Origin of the sequence: Thalassovita litoralis, from assembly GCF_900182725.1 — a bacterium.
GTDB classification, from domain to species: domain Bacteria; phylum Pseudomonadota; class Alphaproteobacteria; order Rhodobacterales; family Rhodobacteraceae; genus Thalassobius; species Thalassobius litoralis.
This window is the reverse complement of sequence record NZ_FXTO01000005.1, coordinates 150,803-174,981: the sequence shown is the minus strand read 5'-3', so window position 1 is coordinate 174,981 and position 24,179 is coordinate 150,803. Positions and strand designations below refer to the sequence as shown.

Sequence of the window (24,179 nt, the reverse complement as noted above, 5' to 3'; positions counted from 1 at the left end):
TGCGCGTGATAGGGGGTGATTTCTTCTTGTACGAACCGGCGGACCGATGCCCGGAACATTTCGTGGTCTTCGTTGAATACGGTGCGTTTGAACATTGTCGCATCCTCCCTTGGAAATAGCGGTGTCAATGGTTGTGGGTTGGCTTCTTCATAATTAGCTTGCAAACCGTTATCAAGCTTATTATACCTTGAGCAACAAATCAGGAGGACTCTGAACGTGGAACCCATGTTGGAAGGTAAGGCAGTCATCGTAACCGGCGCTGGCCGTGGCATTGGCCGCGACATCGCGCTGATGATGGCATCGCGCGGTGCAAAGGTTGTTGTGAACGATCTGGGTGGCGCTGCTGATGGCGATGGCGCAGATGCAACCCCGGCGCAGGAAGTGGTCAACGAAATCCGCGCCGCCGGTGGCGAAGCGGTTGCCAACTTTGGTAACGTTGCCAAAATCGAAGACGCACAGGCCATGTACGAACAGTCGATGGACGAGTTCGGCACGATCGACGTTGTGGTAAACAACGCGGGCATCCTGCGCGACGTGATCTTCCACAAGATGACCGAACAGGAATGGGACAGCGTGATTTCCGTTCACCTGAAGGGCAGCTTCAACATGGCAACCGCCGTGGCCAAGCAGTTCAAAATGCAGGCGTCGGGCAGCTTCATCAACTTCACCTCGACCTCGGGGTTGATTGGTAACTTCGGTCAGGCCAACTACTCGGCGGCGAAGATGGGCATCGTTGGCCTGTCGAAATCGCTGGCGCTGGATATGGCACGTTTCAACGTGCGCTCGAACTGTATCGCGCCCTTCGCTTGGTCGCGTCTGATCGGCACCATCCCCGCCAAAACCGACGCCGAAAAAGCACGCGTCGAACGGATCAAGGAAATGACCCCGGCCAAGATTGCACCGCTGTGCGTTGCGCTGGCTGATCCGGCAAGCGACGTTACCGGCCAGATCTTCTGCATCCGGAACAACGAAATCTTCCTGATGAGCCAGCCGCGCCCGATCCGTTCGGTGCATCGCTCCGAAGGGTGGACCCCGGAAACCGTGCGCGATCACGCAATCCCGGCGATGAAGGCCAGCTTCTTCGATCTGGAACGTTCCGGCGACGTCTTTACCTGGGACCCGATCTGATAATAAACTTCTTGCCCGGAAACCGTGTATTTGTTTCCGGGCAAGAACCCCAAAGAAGAAAAAAGGGTAGGGTCGGCAGTGAGCGATGCTGTAAAGGAAAAAACAGTCACATTGTCCTTGGGCGAGGATGACAACCCCCTGTATCAGGACATCGCGCGGTTTCGTGCGATCATGTTTGATTATTTCCTGAAACCGCATGACATGACCATGTCGCAGGGCTGGGTTCTGGTGCATCTGGTTCGTGAAAACGGGCTGCGCCAATCCGAACTGGCCGAACGGCTGGAAGTTGCCACTGTCACCACATCGAAGCTGATCGACCGACTGGAAGCGCGCGGCTATGTCGAACGGCGCCCCGATCCCGGCGACCGCCGGTCCAATCGGGTTTTTGCGACCGAACAGGCCAAGGCCATCGTCAAGATAATGACCAAGACAATTGGCAATCTGGATAAGATCGCCAATCAAGGGATTGATCCGGCAGATTTAGAAACCAACCGCCGCGTTTTGGCCAAGATGCGCCAAAATCTGCGGGATGCGATGGTCAGCCGGTAATCCCGCCCCGGTTTCTGGGGTTCAAAGATCACGATAAGGAAAACGCGATGCCCATCAACGCATCCGCGCCCCCGCTTGCGGGATTGCGCATCATTGAGTTTGCCGGAATTGGCCCCGGTCCGTTCGCAGGGATGATGCTGGCCGATATGGGCGCCGAAATCATTCGGATCGAACGCCCCGGTGCATCTTCGCCCACGGGGCAGGGTGATTATGATCTGGATTTCATGGCGCGTGGCCGCAAATCGCTGGCGCTGAACCTGAAACAGCCGGGGGCGGTGGAAACCGCGCTGCGCCTGATCGAAGGGGCCGATGGCCTGATCGAAGGTTTCCGCCCCGGTGTGATGGAACGCCTTGGCCTTGGTCCCGATGTCTGCCGCGCCCGCAACCCGCGCCTTGTATATGGCCGGATGACGGGCTGGGGGCAGGATGGGCCGATTGCGCATACCGCCGGGCATGACCTGAACTATATCGCGCTGTCTGGTGCATTGTGGGCCAGCGGCGAACGGGATCGTGCGCCGACCTTTCCGCTGAACCTGCTGGGCGATTTCGGCGGGGGCGGCATGTTCCTGGCCTTCGGGATGGTGACAGGGATGCTCAAGGCCGCGCGCACCGGACAGGGCGACGTGGTGGATGCGGCCATTGTCGATGGAACCGCCGCGCTGATGACCATGATTTACAGCCGCCGCGCAATGGGTGTGTGGCGCGACGAACGGGCCGCCAACGCGCTGGACGGCGGGATGCCGTGGTACGGTGTCTATGAATGCGCCGACGGTGGCTGGATCACGATTGGCGCACTAGAGCCGCAATTCTGGGCGGTTCTGCTGGAAAAACTGGGACTGAGCGAAGCCGAACTGGGCGACCGCAAGGACCGCAGCACGTGGCCCGCCATGCGCGCCCGTTTCACCGAAATTTTCGCCAGCCAGCCGCGCGATTACTGGACGGCCCTGCTGCAAGACAGCGACGCCTGTTTTGCCCCGGTCCTGTCGCCCGCCGAAGCGGCGGATCATCCGCACAACCGGGCGCGCGGCATTTTTGGGGGCGCGCAGCAGCAACCCATGCCTGCGCCGCGCTTTGCATCCTCGCAAACGCCGCTGCCCAGCACGCCGCCAACCCCCGGCCAAAACAGCCGCGAGGCGCTGGAATGTAGCGGGTTCTCGGCTGACGAGATTGAAACACTGTTCGCAAAGGGTGTTGTGAGCTGATCGCAACGCAAAGGAGGAAACCGAACATGACTATGCCTGACGTTTTGAAAGACCTGCGGATTCCGCTGATCGGCAGCCCGCTTTTCATTATCTCGACCCCCGAACTGGTGCTTGCACAATGCAAGGCCGGGGTGGTCGGTTCCTTCCCGGCGCTGAATGCGCGCGAAAAGGACGGGCAGTCGCTGGACGAATGGCTGACCCGGATCAAGGACGATCTGGCACGGCACAACGATGCCAACCCCGACCGCCCCGCCGCCCCGTTCGCGGTGAACCAGATCGTGCATAAATCGAACACACGGCTGGAACGCGATGTGGAACTGTGTGTCAAACACAAGGTTCCGGTCTGGATCACCTCTTTGGGGGCGCAGAAATGGGTTTATGACGCGGCGCATAGCTGCGGAGCCATCGTTCTGCATGACGTCATCAATGATCGTTTCGCCCACAAGGCGATTGAAAAAGGCGCCGATGGTCTGATCGCCGTGGCAGCAGGTGCGGGCGGTCACGCGGGGGCGCAATCGCCGCTGGCCCTGATTCAGGAAATCCGCGCGTGGTTCGATGGCCCGCTGTTCCTGTCCGGCGCGATTGGCCGGGGCGATTCCATTCTGGCCGCGCAGGCAATGGGCGCAGACGGCGGCTATGCCGGGTCGATGTTCATCGCCACCGAAGAAGCGAATGCCGTGGATCGTTACAAGGAAATGATCACCGAAAACAGTGCATCGGACATCGTGTATTCCGATCTGTTCACCGGGGTCTGGGGCAACTACCTGAAACCTTCGATCGCTGCCGCCGGAATGGACCCGGACGCGCTGGAACGGTCCGACCCATCCAAAATGAGCTTTGCCGAAGATCGTCAGAAGCCCAAAAGCTGGAAAGAAATCTGGGGATCGGGTCAGGGAATCGGTGCCGTGAACCAGATCGTACCCGTGGCAGAACTGGTGGATCGACTAGAGCGCGAATACATCGCCGCACAAGAGCGTCTTTTGGGAACATTAGGGCGTGCGTGACGGCAGATAACCCCGTATCGGACACATTTAGATTGCTAGATAACATTTATCTTGCTATTTAAGTTAACAGGAAACGCGGGCGACATTCCGCAATCTTAGGGAGGAACATCATGAAACATCTGACGAAACGACTGCTGGCGGCTGCCTCGGTTTCGGTACTGGCCATCGCGGCGCAGGCGGAAACCCGGCTGATTGCGAATGAACCCGGTCCGAACAAGGGCGTTCGCGCGGCAGCGGTGAACTACATCGCGGAACAGATCGCAGAGCGCACCAACGGCGAAGTGACCGTCGAACAAAACTGGGGCGGCGCGCTGTTCAAAACCAACGCGGCGCTGCAATCCATCGGTCTGGGTGTGGCCGATATGGGCGTGCTGATCGGGGCATACTCGGCTTCGGAATTCCCGGAACTGCAACTGGCGGGCCTTCAGCTGAAACCGGCGCACCCTTGGGTGATGATGCAAGCCATGTACGAACTGATGAGCACCAACGAGCATCTTCAGCAGCGTTACGAAGAAATGAATATCGAGTATATCTCGACCTTCTCGCTGTCGCCGGGCATTCTGGCTTGCTCGGGTGAAGGTATCCGCTCGCTGGCGGATGTTCCCGGCAAGAAAATCGCGCACACCGGCAGCTCGACCGACATCTTCGGCGAACTGGGTGGCAACCTTGTGTCCATGCCGATCTACGAAGTGTATCAGGGCATGGAGACCGGACTGGTCGAATGTTCTGTGACCTACGCCTATTACGCGGTTGCCTCGAAGCTGAACGAGCTGGTCAACACCGTGACGGACATGCACTTCTCGCCGCTGGCCAGCCTTGCCACGTTCATGAACAAAGACACCTACGATTCGCTGACGCCTGAACAGCAGGCCATCATCAAGCAAATCGGCCGTGACACGATGGACTTCTACGGTGAAATGCTTGCTGACGCAGACGTGAAGGCAATGGAAACCCTGACCACTGGCCCCAAAGCTGTGGATCTGGTCGAACTGCCCGCCGAGGATTACGCCCGCATTGCCGAACTGTTCAAACCGTCCGTTGCAAACTGGAAAGCAGATGCTTCGGCCGTTGGGACCGATGGCGAGGCGCTGATGGCCGAGCTTTACACGCTGATCGACAAATGGACTGCCGTCATGGAAAAAGACGGTCTGCCTTGGGAACGCAAGTAAGCTGCACGACCACTACCGGCCCGGACGCCCCTGCGCTCCGGGCCGTGTATTATACCATCCGACAGAATGAGACCGACTATGAAACGCATCGAGCATATCCTCGATACGATGGCGGCTGTCGCCATCGTTCTTCTGGGCCTCTTGATCACAGCCAATATCGTTGCCCGCGAGGTCATCCAGACCGGCGTTCCCGACATCATGATCATGGTGCAGGAACTGATGATCCCCGCAATTCTTTTCCCGTTGGCCAGCGCAACCGCTGCGCGTGCGCATATCGCAATCGAAGTGATCGCCAATCTTTTCCCGGCGTCGCTTAATCGCTGGATCGCAGTTTTTGCAGGTTTGACCGGCTTGCTGATTGCGTCTGTGTTGCTGTTTGCCGGATGGATGGAATTCTGGAAAACCTTCAATTCGCACGCCCACTACGGCGGAACCTTCTTCTGGCCGAAATGGCCGGGCCGGGCGCTGTTCGTGCTTGCAATTGCCTTCTTCGAACTGCGGCTGCTGACCGTTGTCTGGGCCGACCTGCGCGCCGCCCTGACCGGGCAACCCGCCCCCGAAACACTCTGAGCCGAAAGGAACTGACATGGACCTGGCTACCGTCGGATACATTGCGTGCGCCGCCGTCATTCTTCTTTTGGCGATCCGCGTACCTATTTCGTTTGCCATTGGTGGCGTTGCCGTGACCGCGATTTTTATCGTGTTCGCGTTCCGCACCGGCACGTTCCTGCCCGAACGTGCGATCAAGACCACGTTGTCTTTGGCGTTTTCTTCCAGTTTCGACCTTGTACACAGTTACGACCTGTCGATGATCCCGCTGTTTATCGCGCTGGGGCATGTGGCCTATAAGGCCGGGATCACCACCGAAATTTACGAGGCCGCCCGCGTCTGGCTGGCCCGTCTGCCCGGTGGTGTTGCTATTGCATCGGTTGCCGGTTGCGGTGGGTTCTCGGCCATTTCCGGGTCGTCGATTGCCTGTGCCTCGACGATGGGCCGCATATGTACCCCTGAAATGCTGCGTATGAACTATGACCCGCGCCTTGCCACCGCATCGGTTGCAGCGGGCGGGACGCTGGGATCGCTGATCCCGCCGTCGGTTCTGTTCATCATCTACGGTATCTTCACCGAAAGTTCGATCAGTCAGCTTTTCCTTGCCGGTTTCCTGCCGGGGATCATTTCGATGATCGGCTATTCGCTGGTAATTGTGCTGTGGGTCAAGCAAAGCCCGGAAATCGCGCCGCGCCCCACCGAAACCGTGCCGATGGCGCAGAAAATGCAGGCCGCCATCCGTAGCTGGCCCGCGGTTCTGCTGTTCGTACTGGTGATCGGTGGTATCTATGGCGGTATCTTCACCGCGACCGAAGCCGCCGCACTGTCGCTGTTGTTTGCAACGGGGTTGGGCATCTCGCGTGGGCATATCCGGTTCCGCGACATCATTCCGCTGCTGCGTGAAACGATGGCAACCACCGGGGCGATTTTCTTTATCGCTGCTTGTGCCAAGATTTTCGTCGCGCTGATTGCACTGACTGGTTTGTCCAACTCGCTGGTTGGCCTGCTGGATAACGCGGCAATCGGGCCGGGCGTTTTCCTGCTGCTGGTCTGCCTGATCTATCTGGTGCTGGGCATGTTCCTTGATCCGGTTGGCATCATGGTTCTGACCCTGCCGCTGATGATCCCGATGGTGGAAAGCTATGACATGAACCTGATCTGGTTCGGCGTGGTGATCGTGAAGCTGCTGGAAATCGGCCTGATTACGCCACCTGTAGGTCTGAACGTCTTTGTCTTGGCCAGCGTGCTGGAAGACAAGGTCGACATCGGTCAGATCTTCTCGGGGCTGTGGCGGTTCCTTGGGATTGACCTTGTGGTTCTGACCCTGCTGATCCTGATCCCGTGGCTGTCGCTTGCCATCCCCATGTCCATGAATTGAGGTGAATGATGTTACGTTTCGTCCCATCTACCGTTGAAAACGAAACCCTGCTGAATTTCGGCCAAGAGATCGCGCGCAATGCCGCGCGGATGGGGGACAAGCCTGCCGTTATCGTTCCGGGTCGCACTGTCACCTGGTCTGACTTCGGCGCGATGGTGGCGCAGGTCACTGGTAAACTGCGCGCCGCTGGCGTGGGGCGTGGGACGTTCGTGGCAACATTGTCCGAAAATTCACTGGAAAATGTTGTGCTGTTCTGCGCAACTCTTTCGGCTGGGGCCTGTGTTGTGCCCCTGCCGTTTTCCGCCACGTCCGAGGCGCTGACCCGGATGATGAGCGATAGCGGGGCGGGGATGTTGTTCGCCTCGCCCACCCAAATGGACACCGCCAAGGGGCTGGGCGCGCCGGTTCTGCTGGACCTGTCCGACCTGATGGATTGGGCTGCCGATGCCGAACCTTTGGCCCCGCAAGAGGTGCAGGCGGATGATCTGTTCAATATCATCTATTCGTCTGGCACCACGGGCCTGCCCAAGGGGATCATCCACGATCACCGTTTCCGGTCGCGGCAATTGGCGCGGATCACCCGGTTCGGGCTGGATCAGGACGCGCGGTTGATCATTTCCACCCCGCTTTATTCCAACACCACCCTGTTTGGGATGCTGCCCACATTGTCGTTGGGCGCGACGCTGGTCGTGATGCCGAAATTCAACACGATTGAATTTCTGGACCTATCGCAACAGCACGCGCTGACCCATGCCATCTTGGTGCCTGTGCAATACATGCGCCTGATGGCCGAACCCCGGTTCGACGACTTCGATCTGAGCGCCTATCAGTGCAAATTCTCGACTTCGGCCCCGCTGCCGGGGACGCTGATCAGCAAAATCATAGACCGCTGGCCCGGCAACCTGATCGAGGTGTACGGCATGACCGAGGGCGGGATTTCTACCGCGCTGAACTGCACCGCCTTCCCCGACAAATGGGACACGGTTGGCAAGGCTGGCGAAGGGATCGACGTCCGCGTGATTGACGAACAGGGCAACGAACTGCCTGCGGGTGAATTTGGCGAACTGGTGGGCCGTGGTCCGTCCATGATGCCCGGCTATCACAACGCCGAAGACAAAACCGCCGAACTGCTTTGGACCGATGCAGAGGGCAACCATTTTATCCGCACAGGCGATATGGGCCGCATTGATGAAGATGGCTTCATTCACCTGATGGATCGTAAAAAGGACATGATCATTTCCGGCGGGTTCAATATCTACGCCGCCGATCTGGAGGCTGTTTTGCGCCAGCATCCCCAAGTGGCCGACGCCGCCGTCATCGCCATCCCGTCAGAGGCATGGGGCGAAACCCCACTGGGCTTCGTAGTCCTGTCCAACGGCGCGGACACCACCCCCGAGGACGTCTGCGCATGGGCGAATGAACGGCTGGGGAAAACCCAACGCCTGTCCCGCGTCATCGGCATGGATGAATTGCCCCGCAGCGAAATCGGCAAAGTGCTGAAAAAAGACCTGCGGGCGCCTTACTGGGAAAAGTAAGCGATCCTTCACAGTTAACATGGCCCGCCCCGTCAGTGGCGGGCCATTTGCGTTACAGCGGGGCGGCGGCGTTTATGCGGCGATACCCAGCTGTCCCGTGATAAAATCCATTGCTGACTTTTGTGCCGCCACACAGATTTTCCAAGGACTCCTGCGCTTGGTCCAGCTCCAGGGTTTCATCCAGTACGCACCGGAACAGCGTGGCAACGGCCACCATATCCACCACCTGCGGCATCAGGCGCAAATGGGTGACGCCATCGCCGACCAGCCGCGCGGATTCCGGCAGTAAATCAACATAGCTTTCTGATTGGGTTTGAATCCCATTCACGCGCAGGATCGGGTTTTGATCCGTGGTGCGCAGGGGCATCCCATCCGGGTCGTCCTCGCATACGAACAGGCAATTGTCTTTGGTGCGGTTATGGGCGCGGGCGTGATAGCAGCGGGCCGAAACAGCCAATGACGCGCGGCCAAACGCCTGCACCTCGACGCCCAGCCCCAAATCCCGCGCGGCCTTGGCAGCGACAGCAATGGCCGGACCGGGCAATTCCGTGGGCAGGCAGACATGGGTCGCGCCGTTCGTCGCCATCCATGCAATCGTGGCTTCGTTATAGGCGTTCATAAATGGCCCGATGCGATGCGGGCGTTTGCCCCGCGCGAACAGGCCAGCGGCGTTATTGAATTCGATTTCCGGGCTGTCCAGCTCAGCCAGATCCGCCGTGGCCTTGCGTTCGCGTTTCAGCATCACTTCGGCCAGTGACGACAGGATCACGGTTTTTCCCCCGCGTTCCAGCCGCTCGATGATGTCAGGCAAATCCGCCTCTTGAAAGGGCGCGCGTTTGGAACAGATCACTTCGCCAAGGTACACCTCGTCCACGGGGGCTTCGTCAGCGATTTTGGCGTAAAAATCGCGCCGGACCTCGGGGGACCAGTGATAGGCAATCGGGCCAAGGGTCAGTTTGGTCATGGGTCTTACCGCCATTTCTTTGTTTCAAATGCACCTTGGGTCTGTTTTTGGCCTTCGGTCAGGGCCACCAGATCGGCGATATTGGCGGGGCGACCCGCGCGGATGTCATCCACGGCCTGCCGAAAGGCGGAAACCACCCCCCGCACATAGGATTTGGATCGCTGGCGGCCTTCGATCTTGAAGGCGTGAACCCCTGCGTCGATCAAGTCGGGCAACAGCCGCGACAGGTTCAGGCTGATCGGTTCCTCAAAGGCATAATACCCGTCCGGGCGGTGGGGGGCCGTGTAGCGCCCCTTGCAGATGGTGGGATACCCGGCCTTTTCATTGGGTCCGAAGCAATCAATGGTGAACCCCGCCAGTTGCGACGACATCGACCCGTCCTCGTGGCGGCGATAGTCCACGTCAGAGGCGGGGGAACACACCCCGTCCATATTGGTGGATTGCCCGGTCAGGTAATTCGTCAGGCTGCACCGACCTTCGACCATCAGCCCGTGATTGCCAAAGATAAAGGTTTCGATCTCACAGGGGATTTCCTTGCGGATCTGGCGGATTTCCGGGATCGTCAGGATACGCGGCAACACCACACGTTTGACGCCGAAGTTTTCGCAATAATACCGGATCGCCTCGGGGCTGGATGCGGCGGCTTGCACGGACAGGTGCAGGCGGACCTGTGGGTGGGTTTGGGCGATATATTGCGCCACACCCATATCCGCGACGATAAACGCATCAACCCCGAACTGCGCGCCAGTATCTGCCGCGTGCCGCCACAGATCGACCTTTCCCGCCGGGGGATAGGTGTTCAGCGCCAGCAGCACTTTGGTGCCTTTGGCATGGGCATAGGCCACGGACGCTGCCAACTCATAGGGCGTGAAATTCAGCCCCGGAAAGTTGCGGGCGTTGGTCGCATCCTGAAACCCACAATATACGGCATCCGCACCAGCATCCACCGCAGTACGCAACGCGGCCGGGGTGCCAGCGGGACAGATCAGTTCGGCAAGGCTCATGGCTGGGGGTATCCTTTGGTATCATCGGAATAGGACCGGCGCAGGCGTGACAGGATGGCCCGCCCCGGTTTTCCGAACATGGCGGCGGTGTCTTCGGCGATGGACCCATCAATGTCATCCAGCGCATTCCTAAGCCGGACAATGGCCTCGGTATCGCCGGACACCTCCAGATCGCGCGAGAAAAAGGCCGCGTCGCCGTCCTGTTCGGAATCAAGCAGTTCCAGAAGCAACAGGAACTGCCCCCGGATCGTGGCGCCAGCATCGGGGGCGGCATCACGCGGGACGGCGCGGAAAATCAACGCCTGCGGATCGGGGCGCAAATGCAGGGCAAAGGGCAACTCCACCGGATCAATCAGGAAATCGGTGGATTGATGCGCCCCAAGGCGGGCAAAAAGGGATGGGTGTTCCTGTGCAATGCGCCGGACGATCCGGGACAAGAGCGGTTGAACGACGGTGCAGGCCATGCGTGACACGAATAATCGTGCCGGGTTTGGCGTGCCGGTTTGCGGCGGTATCGGGGGGGCTGTATCTGTCATATCTGGGGTGCAGGATGGTTGCTGATGGCGGCAAACTGTGTCCCGAAGCGCGGCGCGGCCTTGATAATTGTCAATTATACTGGTGTTTCCTATGTCGCACCCCGTTTGAGACGGCCCGCGCAGTCGCGGCCATGTTGACCTGAGTGTTTTTGTCGTCTACTGGCTGATCGCATAACCACGCAGCCAGGTTGCCGTCCCCGACGTGCTTTCAAGCAACGTAATCGCACTCAAGGGGACATTTATGACTATTCGCCTGACTGGCCGCAGCCTGTTGCTGCTTGGCACTTGTTTCATTGCATCACCACTGACCGCCCAAGACGGTAACGCGCTGGATTTGGGAACACTGCGCATTGATACCGCCGCCGCGCAAAACGTGCTGGGCAATGACGAAATCACCGAAGAAGAAATCGAAAATCGCGCACCCGCCACGATGGGCGATGTGTTCAAAGGGGAATCCACCGTAACCGCCAGCGGCGGCGCGGCAATCGCCCAGAAGATTTTCGTGAACGGGATCGAGGAAAGCCTGCTGTCCGTGACCATCGACGGCGCACGGCAGAACAAATCGGCGTTCCACCATTCGGGGAATATCCTGTTTGATCCGGCCCTGTTGAAATCGGTCGAGGTCAGCGAAGGGATCGCGCCCGCCGATGCGGGGCCGAATGCGCTGGCGGGGGGTCTGGCCTATACCACCAAAGATGCCCGCGATTTTCTGACAGCCGGGCAGCGGTTTGGCGGGCTGGCATCGCTGGGCAGCAGTTCCAATGAAAACGGCTTCCGCCGGTCGCTGACCCTGTTCGGGCAGGAAGGCGGGTTTGAATGGCTGTTAAGCGGCACCCGCCACACCAGCGATGAATATACCGATGGCGATGGCGCGGTGGTTCCCGGCACCGAGGCAGACCTGAGCGCCTATGTGCTGAAGCTGGCCTATACCACGCAGGGCGGCAAACGGCTGTCGTTTTCGGCCTCGCAAACCGAGGATACGGGACTGCGGGCTGCGCAGGCGGGGCCGGGTGGGATTTTGTTCATCCGCCCGGATTTCGCCGGTGTGGTCGGACGGCCCAGCACCTTTGTCGAGGCAATGTCGCGGCGCACCTCCTATACCGTGACCTATACGGATGAAGCCCCGCAAGGCTGGTTCGCGCCCACGGTGCAGTTCAGCTATAACGAACAGGAACTGGACGCGTCCGGCGTGTGGGGTCTGAACACCAGCCTGAGCGGCGTGGCCAAAAATGAATGGCAGCTTCGCAACGGGACGCTGACCGCCGGGGTGGATTTCTTTCATGAAACCGCCGAGGGCGAAGGCCGTGGCACGGGGGCTTATGGGTCCAACGGAAAAGAAAAGCTGAACAGCGTAGGACTGTTCGCACAGGCGCGACAGGATTTGACCAACAGCATTTCGGTATCTTATGGCGGACGGGTGGACCGGCAGGAATTCACCGCTGCCGATGGCACCACGTTTGACGATACCGGCGTCAGCGTGAACGGCGCTGTGGATATGCGGCTGACAGATACATTGAGCCTGAATGCCGGTGTCGCCTCAAGCTGGGGTGGCTATGAGCTGGGCGAGGCGGCGCTGATCAATTTCGGCACGCCCTGGACCTATGCGGGGTTCACCTCGTCCCGGTCGCAAACGGCGCGGATCGGTCTGCGCTATGATACCGGGCGCTGGTCTGCCAGCGGGGCGCTGTTCCGCAGCGAAATCAAGGATCTGAACGCGGTTCTGCCCTCCGGCGGGGATCGCGGTGCGCTTAGCGACCTGTCCTCGCAGGGGTTTGACGGATCGCTGACCTATACCGGCGACCGGGGCTATGCGCGGCTGAATTACACCTATGCGGATGTGGAACTGGACGACGCGGCGATTGGCACAACGGCCTATTACTATGGGCGTCCGATGGGGCATATTTTCGGGCTGGAAGCCGGGTATGATCTGTCCAAGGAAATGCGCATCGGCGGCACCGCGCAAATCGCGCTGAAGAACACCGATGGCGGGCTGGACCTGCCGGGATATACCGTGCTGAACGCCTATGTCAGCTATCGCCCGGCGCAGTTGAGCGGGATGGAATTCCGGATGGCGGTGGATAACCTGCTGGACGAAACCTATGCCAGCCGCAGTTCCGACGGCGTGGGGCTGGGCAATGTCGTCGCCCTGAACGAACCGGGGCGGACAATTTCGCTGACCGCATCCATGCGGTTCTGATCCGGGCGGTTCTGATCTGAAACGGGGCGGCCTGCGGGCCGCCCCGATTTTTTGGGCAGGGCGATTACACCGCCTGCCATGACATGCCCTCGAACCCTTCGCGAAAGGCGAAGCGTTTCAAGTGGTCGTCAATGACGTGGCGGGCGCGGGTCAGGCCTTCGGCGTCCTCGGCAGTGATTTCCACCCGTAGCCCGGTGGCGCTGGCGTACAAACGGGCCGGGCCAGCAGGCAGGGCGGCCAGCCCTTCTTTGTCGTCATATTCGACGATCACCTTATGGGCGAAGTGTTTGCACAGTTGTTGCAGATATTTCGATCCGTTGGGCGTTTCAAACTGCCCGGTTTCTGTAAGCGGCATGGAAAATCCTTCCTGATTGTTTTTGTCAGAATAAGGCTTGCGTTCCCATCGCGCAATCCGTTACCACCTCGCAGACACGCACAGCCACCCCGCGCCAATGCACCGGGCCAGCCATGTTTGACTCAGTTCAAAAGGATGCAGCCATGCGCATGATGGTACGGGGCGGGGTTTTGGCCGCTGTGATTTCCGTGGTCGCGGCCGGGGCCGTATGGGCCGATACAGTGACAATTGAAACCGCAACAGGGCCGGTGGCAGTGCCGGAAAATCCAACACCGCTGGCGGTGTTCGATCTGGCGGCGATTGATACCTTGCAGGCGTTGGGGATACCGATGGAGGGCACCCCGCGCCCGCTGTATCTGGACAGCCTCAGCGATGTAGCCAAACAGACCAAACCCATCGGCACCCTGTTTGAACCAGATTTCGAGGCACTGGCCACCCTGCAACCCGGGCTGATCGTGGTGGGGGGGCGCTCCTCGGCTCAGGGGCAGGCGCTGGCGGCGATTGCCCCGGTGGTCGACATGTCGATCTGGGGCAGCGATATGGTGGGACAGGCCAAGGCCCGGATCGCGGCCTATGGAACGCTATTCGACCGCCGCGATGTGGCTGACGATCTGACCGCCCGGCTGGATAGTGCCCTGACCCGCGCCCGCGCGGCGACACAGGGCAAGGGAACGGCGCTGATCGTGCTGACCAACGGTGGCAAGATTTCCGCCTTTGGCGCGGACAGCCGATTTGGTTGGTTGCACGGCGCACTGAATTTGCCCGAGGCGGCGGCGGGGTTGGAATCCTCCTCGCACGGGCATCCGGTTTCGTTTGAATTTCTGCTGGAGACAAACCCCGATTGGCTGCTGGTCATTGACCGGGGGGCCGCGATTGGCGCGGCTGGGCAGGGGGCCAAGGCGACGCTGGACAATCCCATCGTGGCCCGCATGAAAGCCGCGCAATCGGGGCAAATCGTCTATCTGGATGCCGCGCCGCTGTATCTGGCCGGTGGCGGGTACAGCGCGATGATGCACACGCTGGACGAAATCATCGCGGCCTTTGACGGCGGCAACGGCTAAGTGCGATGCGGTTCCAAACCCCGGTTCTGTTGGTTGCGCTGTTGGCGCTGGTGGGGATCAGCCTGTGGCTGGGCGCGGCCTCTGTGACCTCATGGCAGGATGCGTGGCTGTTTGGTGTCAGCCGGTTGCCGCGCACGGCGGCGGCGCTGCTGGCCGGGGCCGGGCTGGCGCTGGCGGGGGTGGTGGTGCAACAGGTGGTGCAAAACCGGCTGGTTGAACCATCGCTGACCGGCACCACGGAATCCGCCATGCTGGGATTGCTGCTGGTCACGCTATGGGCGCCGGGCATGGCGATTGCGGGGAAAATGACGCTGGCGGCATTGGCGGGGCTGGCTGGAACCGGCGGGTTCCTGATGCTGGCGCAACGCGCCCCGCGCCAAGACCCGATGCTGTTGCCGATTGTCGGGCTGATCTATGCCGGGATCATCTGGGCGGCGACCACATGGATCGCGTGGTCCACCGATTTGCTGCAATATCTGGGGGTTTGGCGACTGGCGGAATTTTCCGGCGTGATGCAGGGGCGTTATGAATGGCTGTGGGCCGTGGGGGCGTTGGCGCTGCTGCTATATGCCGTCGCGGATCGCATCACGATTCTAGGACTTGGCCGGGAACAGGCCCGGTCCTTGGGTCTGAACTACGGGCAAACCCGCGCCTTGGGATTGGTGATCGTATCGGTGCTAAGCGCGCTGGTGCTGGTGACGGTGGGGGCATTTCCCTTTGTCGGGCTGATCGCGCCCAATCTGGTGTCCCGCTGGCGGGGCGATAATTTGCGGGGCAACCTGCCGATAATCGCGCTTGGCGGTGGCGGGCTGGTGCTGGCATCCGATGTGATCGGGCGGGTTCTGCGCTATCCGTTTGAAATCCCTGCGGCGCTGGTGTTTTCCGTCTTTGGGGCGGTGATTTTCCTGTGGTTGCTGTTTGCCGCGCCCGCCCGGTCCGGGGGGCAATCATGATCCGGTCCCGGCTGCTCCTGTTGGCGGCGGGGCTGGTGCTGCTGTCAGCGGCGTTCTTGCTGTGGAAGCTGCAAGAACCCACGGGGTTTATCCTGTCGCTTCGGGGCAGCAAGCTGGCGGTGCTGATCTGCGTGGGCGCCGCCACGGGGGTGGCGACAATCCTGTTTCAGACCGTTGCCATGAACCAATTGCTGACCCCCGGCATCGTGGGGTTTGATGCGCTGTTCGTGCTGCTTCAAACCGGGCTGGTTGCGATACTTGGGGGCGTTGGGGCGGCGTTGTTTCCGCCGATGGCGCAGTTTTTGATGGAAACCGCGCTGCTGATGGGCGCCGCGTTGCTGCTATTCGGCGGGCTGCTGCGGCGGGGCGCGGGGGATGTGACGCGGGTTATCCTGACAGGTGTCATTCTGGGAATGTTGCTGCGTGGCCTGACCGAGGTGGTGCAGCGCATGTTGGACCCTGCCGATTTTGCCATCGTGCAACAGGCAATGTTCGCCAGCTTCAGCCGGGTCAGCACCCCCCAAATTTGGACCGGCGGCGGGGTGATCGCGGTGGCGCTGGCGGTGGCGCTGTGGCAGGCCCCGGCGCTGGATGTGGCCGGGTTGGGGCGCAGCACCGCCCGCAGTCTGGGGCTGGCGCATGATCGTGTGGTGCTGATCGTGCTGGGGCTGGTGGCCGCGCTGGTGTCGGTGTCCACGGCGCTGGTGGGGCCGCTGACCTTTTTGGGATTGCTCTCGGCCAGTCTGGCCCGGCAGGTGTTACAGACCCATCGGCATGACGCGCTGATCCCGGCGGCGGCGCTGATCGGGGCGACGATCCTTGTGGCGGGGCAATTCGTATTTGAACGACTGCTGGCCAGCCAATCGGCGCTGGCTGTCATCGTGGAATTTTTCGGCGGCTTGCTGTTCCTTTTCCTTGTTTTCAGGCGGAAACCATCATGATCCAGATCGAAGGCTTGTCGTATCGCGTGGGGAAAACCCCGATCCTGCATGATATTTCGCTGACCCTGAAACCGGGGGGGATTACGGCGCTGATCGGGCCGAACGGGGCGGGGAAATCCAGCCTGTTGCATTGCATTTCCGGGCTGCATGATCTGGCGGCAGGGCATATCCGCATTGATGGGCTGGACCCGCTGCGCGCCCCGGATCGGGATCGGGCGCGGGTGGTTGCGCTGTTGCAGCAATCGCCGGGCGTGGTCAGCCGTTTGCGGGTGCGTGAATTGGTGGGATTTGGCCGCTGGCCGCATCATCAGGGACGACCGACAGCACAGGATACCGCGATGGTCGATGCCGCGCTGGAAAGTTTCACGCTGACCGATCTGGCGGACCGAACGTTGGAGTCGCTGTCCGGCGGGCAGCGGCAACGGGCGTTTATCGCGATGACCTATGCACAGGATACGCCGTGGCTGTTGCTGGATGAACCGCTAAACGCGCTGGACCCGCGCCATGCCCGCGATTTGATGGCGCGATTGCGCCGGCTGGTGCAGGACACGGGGCGCAGTATTGTCATCGTGTTGCATGACATCAACGCCGCCGCGGGATGGGCTGACCGGATCGTGGCGATGAAAGACGGGCGGGTGATCGGGCATCAGGATACGCCAGACCTGTTGACCCCGGACATGTTAGAAACCGTGTTCGACATGCGCTTTGACGTGCTGACGCACCAAGGGCGGCCCGTGGTCATTTCACGCTGAACGCCTGTGTCTGGTGCTGCATCATAAGCGGGCTGGGGGGAATTCGTGTTGTCGCGGGGACGGGTTTCGTTTTGGGTATCCGTTCAGGGGCAAAGCCCTATATGCCAATTATGGTATAATACGGCACTGATCTGAAAGGAGACCCGGAATGGAAATCAGACGCAGCGGCAGCACCCCGTCAACCAAGGGATCGCCGGATTATTTTACCGGAACCGTGCGGTTCGACGCGCCGTTCAAAGGCACGGGTGACGCGCGGATCAGCGGGGCGACCGTGACCTTTGAACCCGGTGCGCGGACGGCATGGCATACGCACCCGTTGGGGCAAACGGTGATGGTAACGGCCGGGTTGGGCTGGGCGCAGCGCGAGGGCGGCCCGAAAGAGGAAATCCGCCCCGGCGATATCGTGTGGTTTGCCCCCGGTGAACGGCATTGGCATGGCGCAACGGAAAGCACCGCAATGACCCATATCGCCATTGCCGAAACGGTGGATGGCGTGGCCGTCGACTGGTTGGAACATGTCGCGGACGCCGATTATACCGGCTGATGGGGGCGGGTCCGGGGCAGGCGGTTGGGGCAGGCGGTTGGGGCTGCCCCGGCGATGCGGATTTTACAGCGCCAGTTTCAGACGACCGCCGTTTTTGGCACGCGAACAGCAGCTCATGACGCGGCGGTTTTCCTGCCGTTCCGCGCGGGTCAACACCACGTCGCGGTGGTCGATGTCGCCCTCTAACACGGTGACTTCGCAAGAGCCGCACAACCCTTCGCGGCAGTCTGATCCCACGTCGATTCCAGCGGCCAGAATGGCATCCAGCATGGTGCCGTCGCGCGGCACCTGAACGAGCAGACCGGAATCGGCCAGCTCCACCTCGAACGGCAGTTCCTTGTCCGGGTCCAGCCCCGAAGACCCCGCGCTGAAATGTTCAAAGTGGAACGTGCCTGCCGGATGGTCGGCGGTCAGGGTTTCCAGCGTGGTCAGCAGATCGGCGGGGCCGCAGGCGTAAATCTGCCCGCCGTCCGGCACCGTCGCCACCAGCGCGGGCAGGTCCATACGCTGACCCTGATCGCTGGGATGCAGGGTTAGTGCCGCGCCATGATCGGCCCGCAAACGATCCAGCAGGGCCATGCTGCGCAGCGCCCGGCCCGCGTAATGCAGCGCATAGGGTTTGCCCAGATGTTTCAGCCGATCCGCCATAGCAAGGATCGGGGTAATCCCGATGCCGCCCGCAATCAGCGTATAATGCGGGGCGGTTTCATCCATCCGAAACAGATTATGCGGCCCACGCATTTTCAGGGTCTGCCCCGCCTGCACCGTATCGTGAATATAGCACGACCCGCCGCGCCCGGCATCCTCGCGCAGGATGGCAATCTGGAACGCGTCATCGCCGGGAGTGCCACACAGGGAATATTTGCGGTCATAGTCGCCCACGCAGATTTCGATATGGGCGCCTGCGCTCCAGCGGGGCAGGGGGCGGTTTTGCGGGTCTTCCAGCGTCAGGCGGATGATACCGTCTGTTTCATGATGCAAATCGCGCACCCGGACCTTGCGGGCGATGTCACGGCGGGCGGGGGCGCCAACGGGGAAATCGCGGTCCGCCTCTCGCAGGGCGGGGGTGATGCGTTCAGGGTTTTGCGCCGGGTTCCATTCCACCCACAGGTGATCAGGCCCCCGGAATGACGTGTTGGGCAGATAGGTGAATTCCTGTTCCGCAAGCCGCAGATGCGGCAGGCGGCGGGTCATTTCTTCGAGGAAGATACGCATTTCCATACGGCCAATGTTTTTGCCCATACATTGATGTGCGCCATAGCCAAAGGTCAGGTGATCCACCGCGTTATCGCGGTAAATGTCGAATGTGGCGGCGTCCTCAAAATGGCGGTCGTCCTGATTGCCCGAGGCCTGCACGATCAGCAGTTTCGCGCCTTCGGGCAGGTCAATGCCGTTCAGGGTGGTCGGGGCGGTGGTCTGCCGCCGCCATGCCACGATGGACCCGGCATAGCGCAGGCATTCTTCGACGGCGTTGGGGATCAGGGACGGGTCGGCGCAAATGTCATCCCACGCCTGACGGTTGGTCAGCAGGGTTTTGAACATGTTGGTTGACGCCAAAGACGTGGTTTCATGCGCTGCAACGATGATCGCCATCATCATGGAATGCACATAGCTGTCGGTGACAACCTCGGGGATTTCCTGATTCATACGAATGGTGTGGTGCATCCATCCGGTGCCGTCTGGTTGCTGGCGCATCTTTTCGATGACCTGCCCGGCGTATTGCCAGAACCGGCCTACGTCATGGGCCACCGCAATTTGTTTTTCGTCGCTGGGTTTGCCCCAAGTATTGACCGAATGCGCGACAGAAAAGGTGCGCAAGGTGGCGATTTCATCCTCGGGGACGCCAAGGAAATGCAGGGCGACCAGCAGCGGCACCTCGTACAACATAGCGTCAACCAAATCGACACGGCCTGAATCAATAAAGGCGTCGATCTTTTCGCGGGTCAGGCGGCGGATCATATCCTGATGCTGTTCCAGATTGGCGGGGATGAAATGATCCATCAACGCCCGCCGCCGTTCCATGTGGGCTGGCTCATCCTCGTTCACCATAGTGCGGTTCATGGCGTAGTCGTAGCTTTTGAGGATTTCCATCGCGTCGGGCGTGGCGGGGGTGATTTTTTCCAGAACGTTTTTAGGGGAAAACAATATGTTATCCCGAAACACGGCTTTGATGTCATCATAACGGGACACCACCCAATAGCCCAGTTTGGGGGCGTAGAACACTGGAAGCTGATCACGCGACCAACGCAGGGCCTCGGCCGGGTCCAGTTGATAGGGGCCATCGAACGGATCGAAGCTGTCGGCCATCATGGGCAGATCGGCATCGGGCATTTGCGCGCCGCTGAACGGACAGGTGCCGCCCGGATTGGTTTGGGGGGATGCGGAACCGGGCATGTCATTTCCTCTCTGGCTGCGTCGTGCGGAAATTTTATGTTACGAATAATGAACAATCAAGCGCGAATAATGATACACATGTTTTGATTATCGGACAGTTTCTTGCACATTGAGGGAAACTGGGGCAGATCAGGCCAAAGGTAGGACAGCGAGGCATATCCATCATGGCGGCAAGCACGCTACAGACATTGGACCGGGGGCTGGATGCGCTGGTGCTGGTGTCACGGACACCGGGGGGGCTGAAAGTGGGCGATCTGGCAGCAAAGCTAGAGCTGCACCGGGCGATTGCCTATCGGATCGTCGCCACGCTGGCCGAACACGGGATGGTGCGTCGGTTAGAGGATGGGCGGATCGTACTGGGTGCAGCGGCGTTTCTACTGGGGGCGCAGACCACGGACACGATCCGCAGCTTTGCCCGCCCGGTTCTGGAAGAACTAGCCGACCGCACCGGGGCAACGGCGTTTTTATCAATGGCCGAAGGGGACGATTGCGTGGTCAGCCTGACTGCCGAACCGCGCGAGGCGATGATCAATCTGCATTACCGGATCGGCACGCGCCACCCTGTCAGCAAGGGGGCGGCAGGCATTGCCATTCTGGCATCACGTCCGGCTGGACCCGAGGACAGCGAGGCCGTGCGGTTCTGCCGCGACCACGGCTATAGCGTGACACGCGGCGAATTGCACAAGGGCGCGATCGGCGTTTCCAGCCCGGTTCACCTGCCGCAAAGCGGTTTTGCCGGGGTAGAGTTATCCATTGGCGTTGTCGCGCTGGAAGAGTTGGATCTGGACAGCGCCACAATCGCGGTGCCAGAGGCCGCGCGAGCCTTGGCGGGGCGGTTTATCTAACGCGCCCCGCGCGGTGATTGGGCGTCAGACCAGCACGTGATCGGGGACGTCCCGTGTCAGGGATTGGTGCGTAGACAACGGGGCCAGAAGACCGGGGATTTTCGGCACTTCGACCGCATAGAAATAGCGGCAGGCCCATGTTTTTTCCTGCGCCATATCCAGCCAAATCCATGCGACGACGCACAGCCCAAAGGCATCAAGAAAGGCCGTGGCATTGGACAGCGCATCGGCGGCGGACCCATCGGCCAGAAGCTGCGAAACCGTGGTTTCAAACAGATCGGCCAGCCCCGCCAGTTGCCCAGCCTGTTCGGCAAAATCGGGATCGGCATTTGCGGCGCTGGCGCGTATCTGCGCGATGAAATCGGCAAAGCACCGCCCCCGGTCCGACAGGATTTTACGGCCCATCAGGTCAATCGCCTGAATGCCTGTGGTGCCTTCGTGGATGGGGTTCAGGCGGCTGTCACGGTAAAGCTGCTCCACATCGAAATCACGGGTGTAGCCATAGCCGCCGTGAATCTGGATGGCCTGATGCAAGGAAACCAAACCCTGTTCCGAAGGCCATGATTTGATAACCGGCGTCAGCAGGCCCAGCAGCGAATCCGCCGCTTGCCGGGTGGGGGCGTCCGGGGCGGTATTGGCCAGATCGCACAGCAGCGCGGCCTTCAGGCACAGGGCCAGCGCGCCTTCGGACAGGGCTTTTTGTTGCAGCAACATGCGGCGCACATCGGGGTGTTGCAGGATGGCGACGGGTTTGGCTTGTGTCTTATCATGGGCGGGGCGGCCCTGAATCCGTTCGGCGGCGTATTGTCGGGACAGCTCGTACCCGCGATAAGCCATTGCCGCACCGCTAAGCCCAACATTGGTGCGGGCTTCGTTCATCATTTGGAACATGATTTTCAACCCATCGCCCTCGGCCCCGATCCGCCAGCCAATTGCCCCGTCTTTTTCACCGAAATTCAGCAGGCAATTGGGGGTGCCGCGATAGCCCATTTTGTGATTCAGACCGGCCACGGCAATATCGTTGCGGCTGCCATCGGGCAGGATTTTCGGAACGATGAACAGGCTGGTGCCTTTGGGGCCGGGCAGGGTGGTGCCGTCCGGTTGCACGGCCTTGGCCAGAACCAGATGCACGATATTGTCCGAGACGTCCTGATCCCCGGCGGAAATCCACATCTTGCGCCCGCTGAGCCGATAGCGCGCGCCCAACGTATCGGTGCCATCTGGCGCGGCCTTTGTGGTGATGTCCCCCAGCGATGATCCCACATCGGGTTCGGACAGGCACATGGTGCCAAGCGCGGTGCCATCGAATTGCGGCTGCGCAAAGGTGGCAACCTGTTCGGGCGTGCCAAAATCCGCAATGACCCGTGCATTGGCAATGGACAACATCACAAAGCCCGAAGCGGCGACATTGGCCGCCATCACCTCGGTCATGGCGCCGGTGGCAATGGCAAAGGGAAAGCCCATGCCGCCAAGTGCGGTGTCCACGGTCGCAAGATGCAGACCGGCCTGCATATAGGTGTGCAAGGCCTGCTTGATGTCCGGCTGAACATGCACATCACCGTTCACCAATTGCGGTTCATCCCGGTCCGCGATTTTGTAGCAGGGCAGGAATTCATTTGCCGAAATCGCCCCGGACAGGTCCAGAAACGCGTCCCAATCCTGACGGTCCTGTTCGGGAAAAGCGGCGGTGCCGATCAGGGTTTCAACCTTCAACCAGTCATAAAGAAGAAAGTCGATTTCGCGGCGCATTGCGGCTGCCATTTGCGTACTCCTGCCTGAATATCATTGTCGGGGATGACTTTACGGTGTGTGCGCAGGCGCGTCTTGTCCCAATCTGCTGCTTGTTGCAATTCTCTGCGTCGGGTGCAGCGGCTTGGGACAAGTGGGGCGGGAAAAGCTGTGCAATGCTTTTGGCAACACACTGCACCGGAGGCCCGCAATGTTCGACAGACCCCAACCCGATCTTTACTTTTCACAGGACCATCTGGCCTTTCGCGCGGTCCTGCGCAGTTTCGTGGACAGGGAAATCACGCCCAATATCGCAGCATGGGAAGACGCCGGGCGCTTGCCCCGGTCGCTGTACAAAAAAGCGGGTGATCTGGGCGTGATGGGCGCGCTGTACCCCGAAGAGGTGGGCGGGATCGGTGGCGACATGTTTTTTCATGTCGTCGTGTCCGAGGAAATCAGCCGTTGCGGGGCCGGGGGTGTTGCGGCATCGCTGGGGTCGCATTCCATCGGTACGCCGCCGCTGGTGAAGCTGGGCAGCGATGCGCTGAAACAGCAATACGCGGTGCCGGTGATTGCGGGCGATATGATCAGCGCGCTGGCGGTGACGGAACCGGGCGGCGGGTCTGACGTGGCGGCGCTGCGGACGCGGGCGGTGCGGGACGGCGATCATTACGTTATCAGTGGGGAAAAGACGTTCATCACATCCGGGATGCAGGCAGATGTTTTCACCGTGGCGGTGCGGACGGACCCGGATCAAAAAGGGGCCGGGGGCATTTCGTTTATCCTTGTGCCGGGGGATACGCCGGGGCTGTCGCGCACGCCGCTGGCGAAAATGGGTTGGCTGGCATCGGATACCGCGCATCTGGTGTTCGATCAGTGCCGCGTGCCGGTGGACAACGTGATCGGGGCCGAGGGCGAGGGCTTCAAAGCCGCGATGATGAATTTCAACAACGAACGCCTGACCATCGCTATTCAGGCCTATAGCATGGCCGAGGTCTGTTACCGCGAGGCGCTGGAATGGGCGCAGCAGCGCCACGCCTTTGGCGGGCCGATTTCCCAGCAGCAGGTGATCCGGCACAAGCTGGTGGATATGGCCGCCCGGATCGACGCGGCCCGCAGCCTGACCTATGACATCATCTGGCGCTATCAAAACAAAATGGACCCGCTGAACGTGCATGTCGCCCGCACCAGCATGGCCAAGGTGACAGCCACCAACGCCATGAAATTCTGCGCGGATGAAGCGGTACAGATTTTGGGCGGCATGGGGTTCATGCGCGGCACCGCGTCCGAACGGATTTACCGAGAGGTCAAGGTGCTGACCATCGGCGGCGGCACGGACGAAGTGATGAAAAACCTTGCCGCGTCGCAGCTTGGGATTTGAAGGAGAGATC

General features: G+C 60.5%; 22 protein-coding genes. 16 read left to right on the top strand and 6 right to left on the bottom strand.

Going from position 1 to position 24,179, the window contains the following annotated elements; all coding sequences use genetic code 11:
• Window positions 1–225 precede the first annotated feature (225 nt).
• From FN828_RS06650 to FN828_RS06615, 8 genes are all read left to right on the top strand, one after another.
• Entirely contained in the window at window positions 226–1,128 is a 903-nt protein-coding gene (locus FN828_RS06650) for an SDR family NAD(P)-dependent oxidoreductase (RefSeq protein ID WP_142492633.1), read from the top strand.
• A gap of 78 nt (window positions 1,129–1,206) precedes the next feature.
• Window positions 1,207–1,677 (top strand): MarR family winged helix-turn-helix transcriptional regulator, encoded by a 471-nt coding sequence (locus FN828_RS06645; RefSeq protein WP_142492620.1) that lies wholly within the window; start codon window positions 1,207–1,209, stop codon window positions 1,675–1,677.
• Window positions 1,678–1,724: 47 nt separating this feature from the next.
• Window positions 1,725–2,879: a CaiB/BaiF CoA transferase family protein gene (locus FN828_RS06640; protein WP_142492619.1), complete on the top strand. Its 1,155-nt coding sequence runs from the start codon at window positions 1,725–1,727 to the stop codon at window positions 2,877–2,879.
• Between the two features lie 26 nt (window positions 2,880–2,905).
• Window positions 2,906–3,883: an NAD(P)H-dependent flavin oxidoreductase gene (locus tag FN828_RS06635; RefSeq protein ID WP_142492618.1), complete on the top strand. Its 978-nt coding sequence runs from the start codon at window positions 2,906–2,908 to the stop codon at window positions 3,881–3,883.
• A 110-nt stretch (window positions 3,884–3,993) separates the two neighbouring features.
• On the top strand, window positions 3,994–5,052 hold the full coding sequence (locus tag FN828_RS06630; protein ID WP_142492617.1) for a C4-dicarboxylate TRAP transporter substrate-binding protein: 1,059 nt from the start codon (window positions 3,994–3,996) through the stop codon (window positions 5,050–5,052).
• 78 nt (window positions 5,053–5,130) lie between these two features.
• Entirely contained in the window at window positions 5,131–5,622 is a 492-nt protein-coding gene (locus FN828_RS06625) for a TRAP transporter small permease (protein ID WP_142492616.1), read from the top strand.
• A 16-nt stretch (window positions 5,623–5,638) separates the two neighbouring features.
• On the top strand, window positions 5,639–6,979 hold the full coding sequence (locus FN828_RS06620) for a TRAP transporter large permease (RefSeq protein WP_142492615.1): 1,341 nt from the start codon (window positions 5,639–5,641) through the stop codon (window positions 6,977–6,979).
• 5 nt (window positions 6,980–6,984) lie between these two features.
• Window positions 6,985–8,514: a class I adenylate-forming enzyme family protein gene (locus FN828_RS06615; protein ID WP_235891425.1), complete on the top strand. Its 1,530-nt coding sequence runs from the start codon at window positions 6,985–6,987 to the stop codon at window positions 8,512–8,514.
• A 52-nt stretch (window positions 8,515–8,566) separates the two neighbouring features.
• Here FN828_RS06615 and ubiV read toward each other — a convergent pair whose 3' ends face one another.
• Genes ubiV through ubiT form a run of 3 tightly spaced genes read right to left on the bottom strand, consistent with a single transcriptional unit; the run spans window position 8,567 to window position 11,018 of the window.
• Window positions 8,567–9,478: a ubiquinone anaerobic biosynthesis protein UbiV gene (gene ubiV / locus FN828_RS06610; protein WP_235891424.1), complete on the bottom strand. Its 912-nt coding sequence runs from the start codon at window positions 9,476–9,478 to the stop codon at window positions 8,567–8,569.
• 5 nt (window positions 9,479–9,483) lie between these two features.
• Entirely contained in the window at window positions 9,484–10,482 is a 999-nt protein-coding gene (ubiU, locus tag FN828_RS06605) for a ubiquinone anaerobic biosynthesis protein UbiU (protein ID WP_142492613.1), read from the bottom strand.
• Entirely contained in the window at window positions 10,479–11,018 is a 540-nt protein-coding gene (ubiT, locus tag FN828_RS06600) for a ubiquinone anaerobic biosynthesis accessory factor UbiT (protein WP_142492612.1), read from the bottom strand. Before ubiT ends, ubiU begins: the two co-directional genes overlap by 4 nt.
• Before the next feature lie 241 nt (window positions 11,019–11,259).
• Between ubiT and FN828_RS06595 the strand changes: the two genes are divergently transcribed.
• On the top strand, window positions 11,260–13,215 hold the full coding sequence (locus FN828_RS06595) for a TonB-dependent receptor domain-containing protein (protein ID WP_142492611.1): 1,956 nt from the start codon (window positions 11,260–11,262) through the stop codon (window positions 13,213–13,215).
• Window positions 13,216–13,279: 64 nt separating this feature from the next.
• On the opposite strand, the gene FN828_RS06590 is transcribed toward FN828_RS06595, so the two are convergent.
• Window positions 13,280–13,570 carry a DUF2218 domain-containing protein gene (locus FN828_RS06590; RefSeq protein ID WP_142492610.1) on the bottom strand — a complete coding sequence of 97 codons (291 nt, stop codon included), beginning with the start codon at window positions 13,568–13,570 and terminating at the stop codon, window positions 13,280–13,282.
• Between the two features lie 143 nt (window positions 13,571–13,713).
• Here FN828_RS06590 and FN828_RS06585 point away from each other — a divergent pair, with 143 nt between their 5' ends.
• From FN828_RS06585 to FN828_RS06565, 5 genes are all read left to right on the top strand, one after another.
• A complete protein-coding gene (locus FN828_RS06585; RefSeq protein ID WP_456243322.1) occupies window positions 13,714–14,631 on the top strand; it encodes a siderophore ABC transporter substrate-binding protein in 918 nt (305 codons plus the stop codon).
• A gap of 5 nt (window positions 14,632–14,636) precedes the next feature.
• Window positions 14,637–15,584 carry an iron chelate uptake ABC transporter family permease subunit gene (locus tag FN828_RS06580; protein WP_142492609.1) on the top strand — a complete coding sequence of 316 codons (948 nt, stop codon included), beginning with the start codon at window positions 14,637–14,639 and terminating at the stop codon, window positions 15,582–15,584.
• Complete coding sequence (locus tag FN828_RS06575) at window positions 15,581–16,525, top strand: iron chelate uptake ABC transporter family permease subunit (RefSeq protein WP_142492608.1); 945 nt, start codon at window positions 15,581–15,583, stop codon at window positions 16,523–16,525. Before FN828_RS06580 ends, FN828_RS06575 begins: the two co-directional genes overlap by 4 nt.
• Window positions 16,522–17,277, top strand: coding sequence for an iron ABC transporter ATP-binding protein (locus tag FN828_RS06570; RefSeq protein WP_142492607.1), 756 nt, complete (start codon window positions 16,522–16,524; stop codon window positions 17,275–17,277). The genes FN828_RS06575 and FN828_RS06570 overlap by 4 nt, the downstream gene beginning before the upstream one ends.
• 148 nt (window positions 17,278–17,425) lie before the next feature.
• Window positions 17,426–17,821: a (R)-mandelonitrile lyase gene (locus FN828_RS06565; protein WP_142492606.1), complete on the top strand. Its 396-nt coding sequence runs from the start codon at window positions 17,426–17,428 to the stop codon at window positions 17,819–17,821.
• A gap of 63 nt (window positions 17,822–17,884) precedes the next feature.
• Here FN828_RS06565 and FN828_RS06560 read toward each other — a convergent pair whose 3' ends face one another.
• The gene (locus tag FN828_RS06560; RefSeq protein WP_185958956.1) at window positions 17,885–20,215 is read right to left on the bottom strand and encodes a cytochrome P450/oxidoreductase; all 2,331 of its coding nucleotides are present in this window, start codon (window positions 20,213–20,215) and stop codon (window positions 17,885–17,887) included.
• A gap of 164 nt (window positions 20,216–20,379) precedes the next feature.
• Here FN828_RS06560 and FN828_RS06555 point away from each other — a divergent pair, with 164 nt between their 5' ends.
• Entirely contained in the window at window positions 20,380–21,060 is a 681-nt protein-coding gene (locus FN828_RS06555; protein ID WP_142492605.1) for an IclR family transcriptional regulator, read from the top strand.
• Window positions 21,061–21,084: 24 nt separating this feature from the next.
• Here FN828_RS06555 and FN828_RS06550 read toward each other — a convergent pair whose 3' ends face one another.
• Window positions 21,085–22,821 (bottom strand): acyl-CoA dehydrogenase, encoded by a 1,737-nt coding sequence (locus FN828_RS06550; RefSeq protein WP_142492604.1) that lies wholly within the window; start codon window positions 22,819–22,821, stop codon window positions 21,085–21,087.
• 178 nt (window positions 22,822–22,999) lie between these two features.
• Here FN828_RS06550 and FN828_RS06545 point away from each other — a divergent pair, with 178 nt between their 5' ends.
• Window positions 23,000–24,169, top strand: coding sequence for an acyl-CoA dehydrogenase family protein (locus FN828_RS06545; protein WP_142492603.1), 1,170 nt, complete (start codon window positions 23,000–23,002; stop codon window positions 24,167–24,169).
• The last annotated feature ends 10 nt before the right edge of the window (window positions 24,170–24,179 follow it).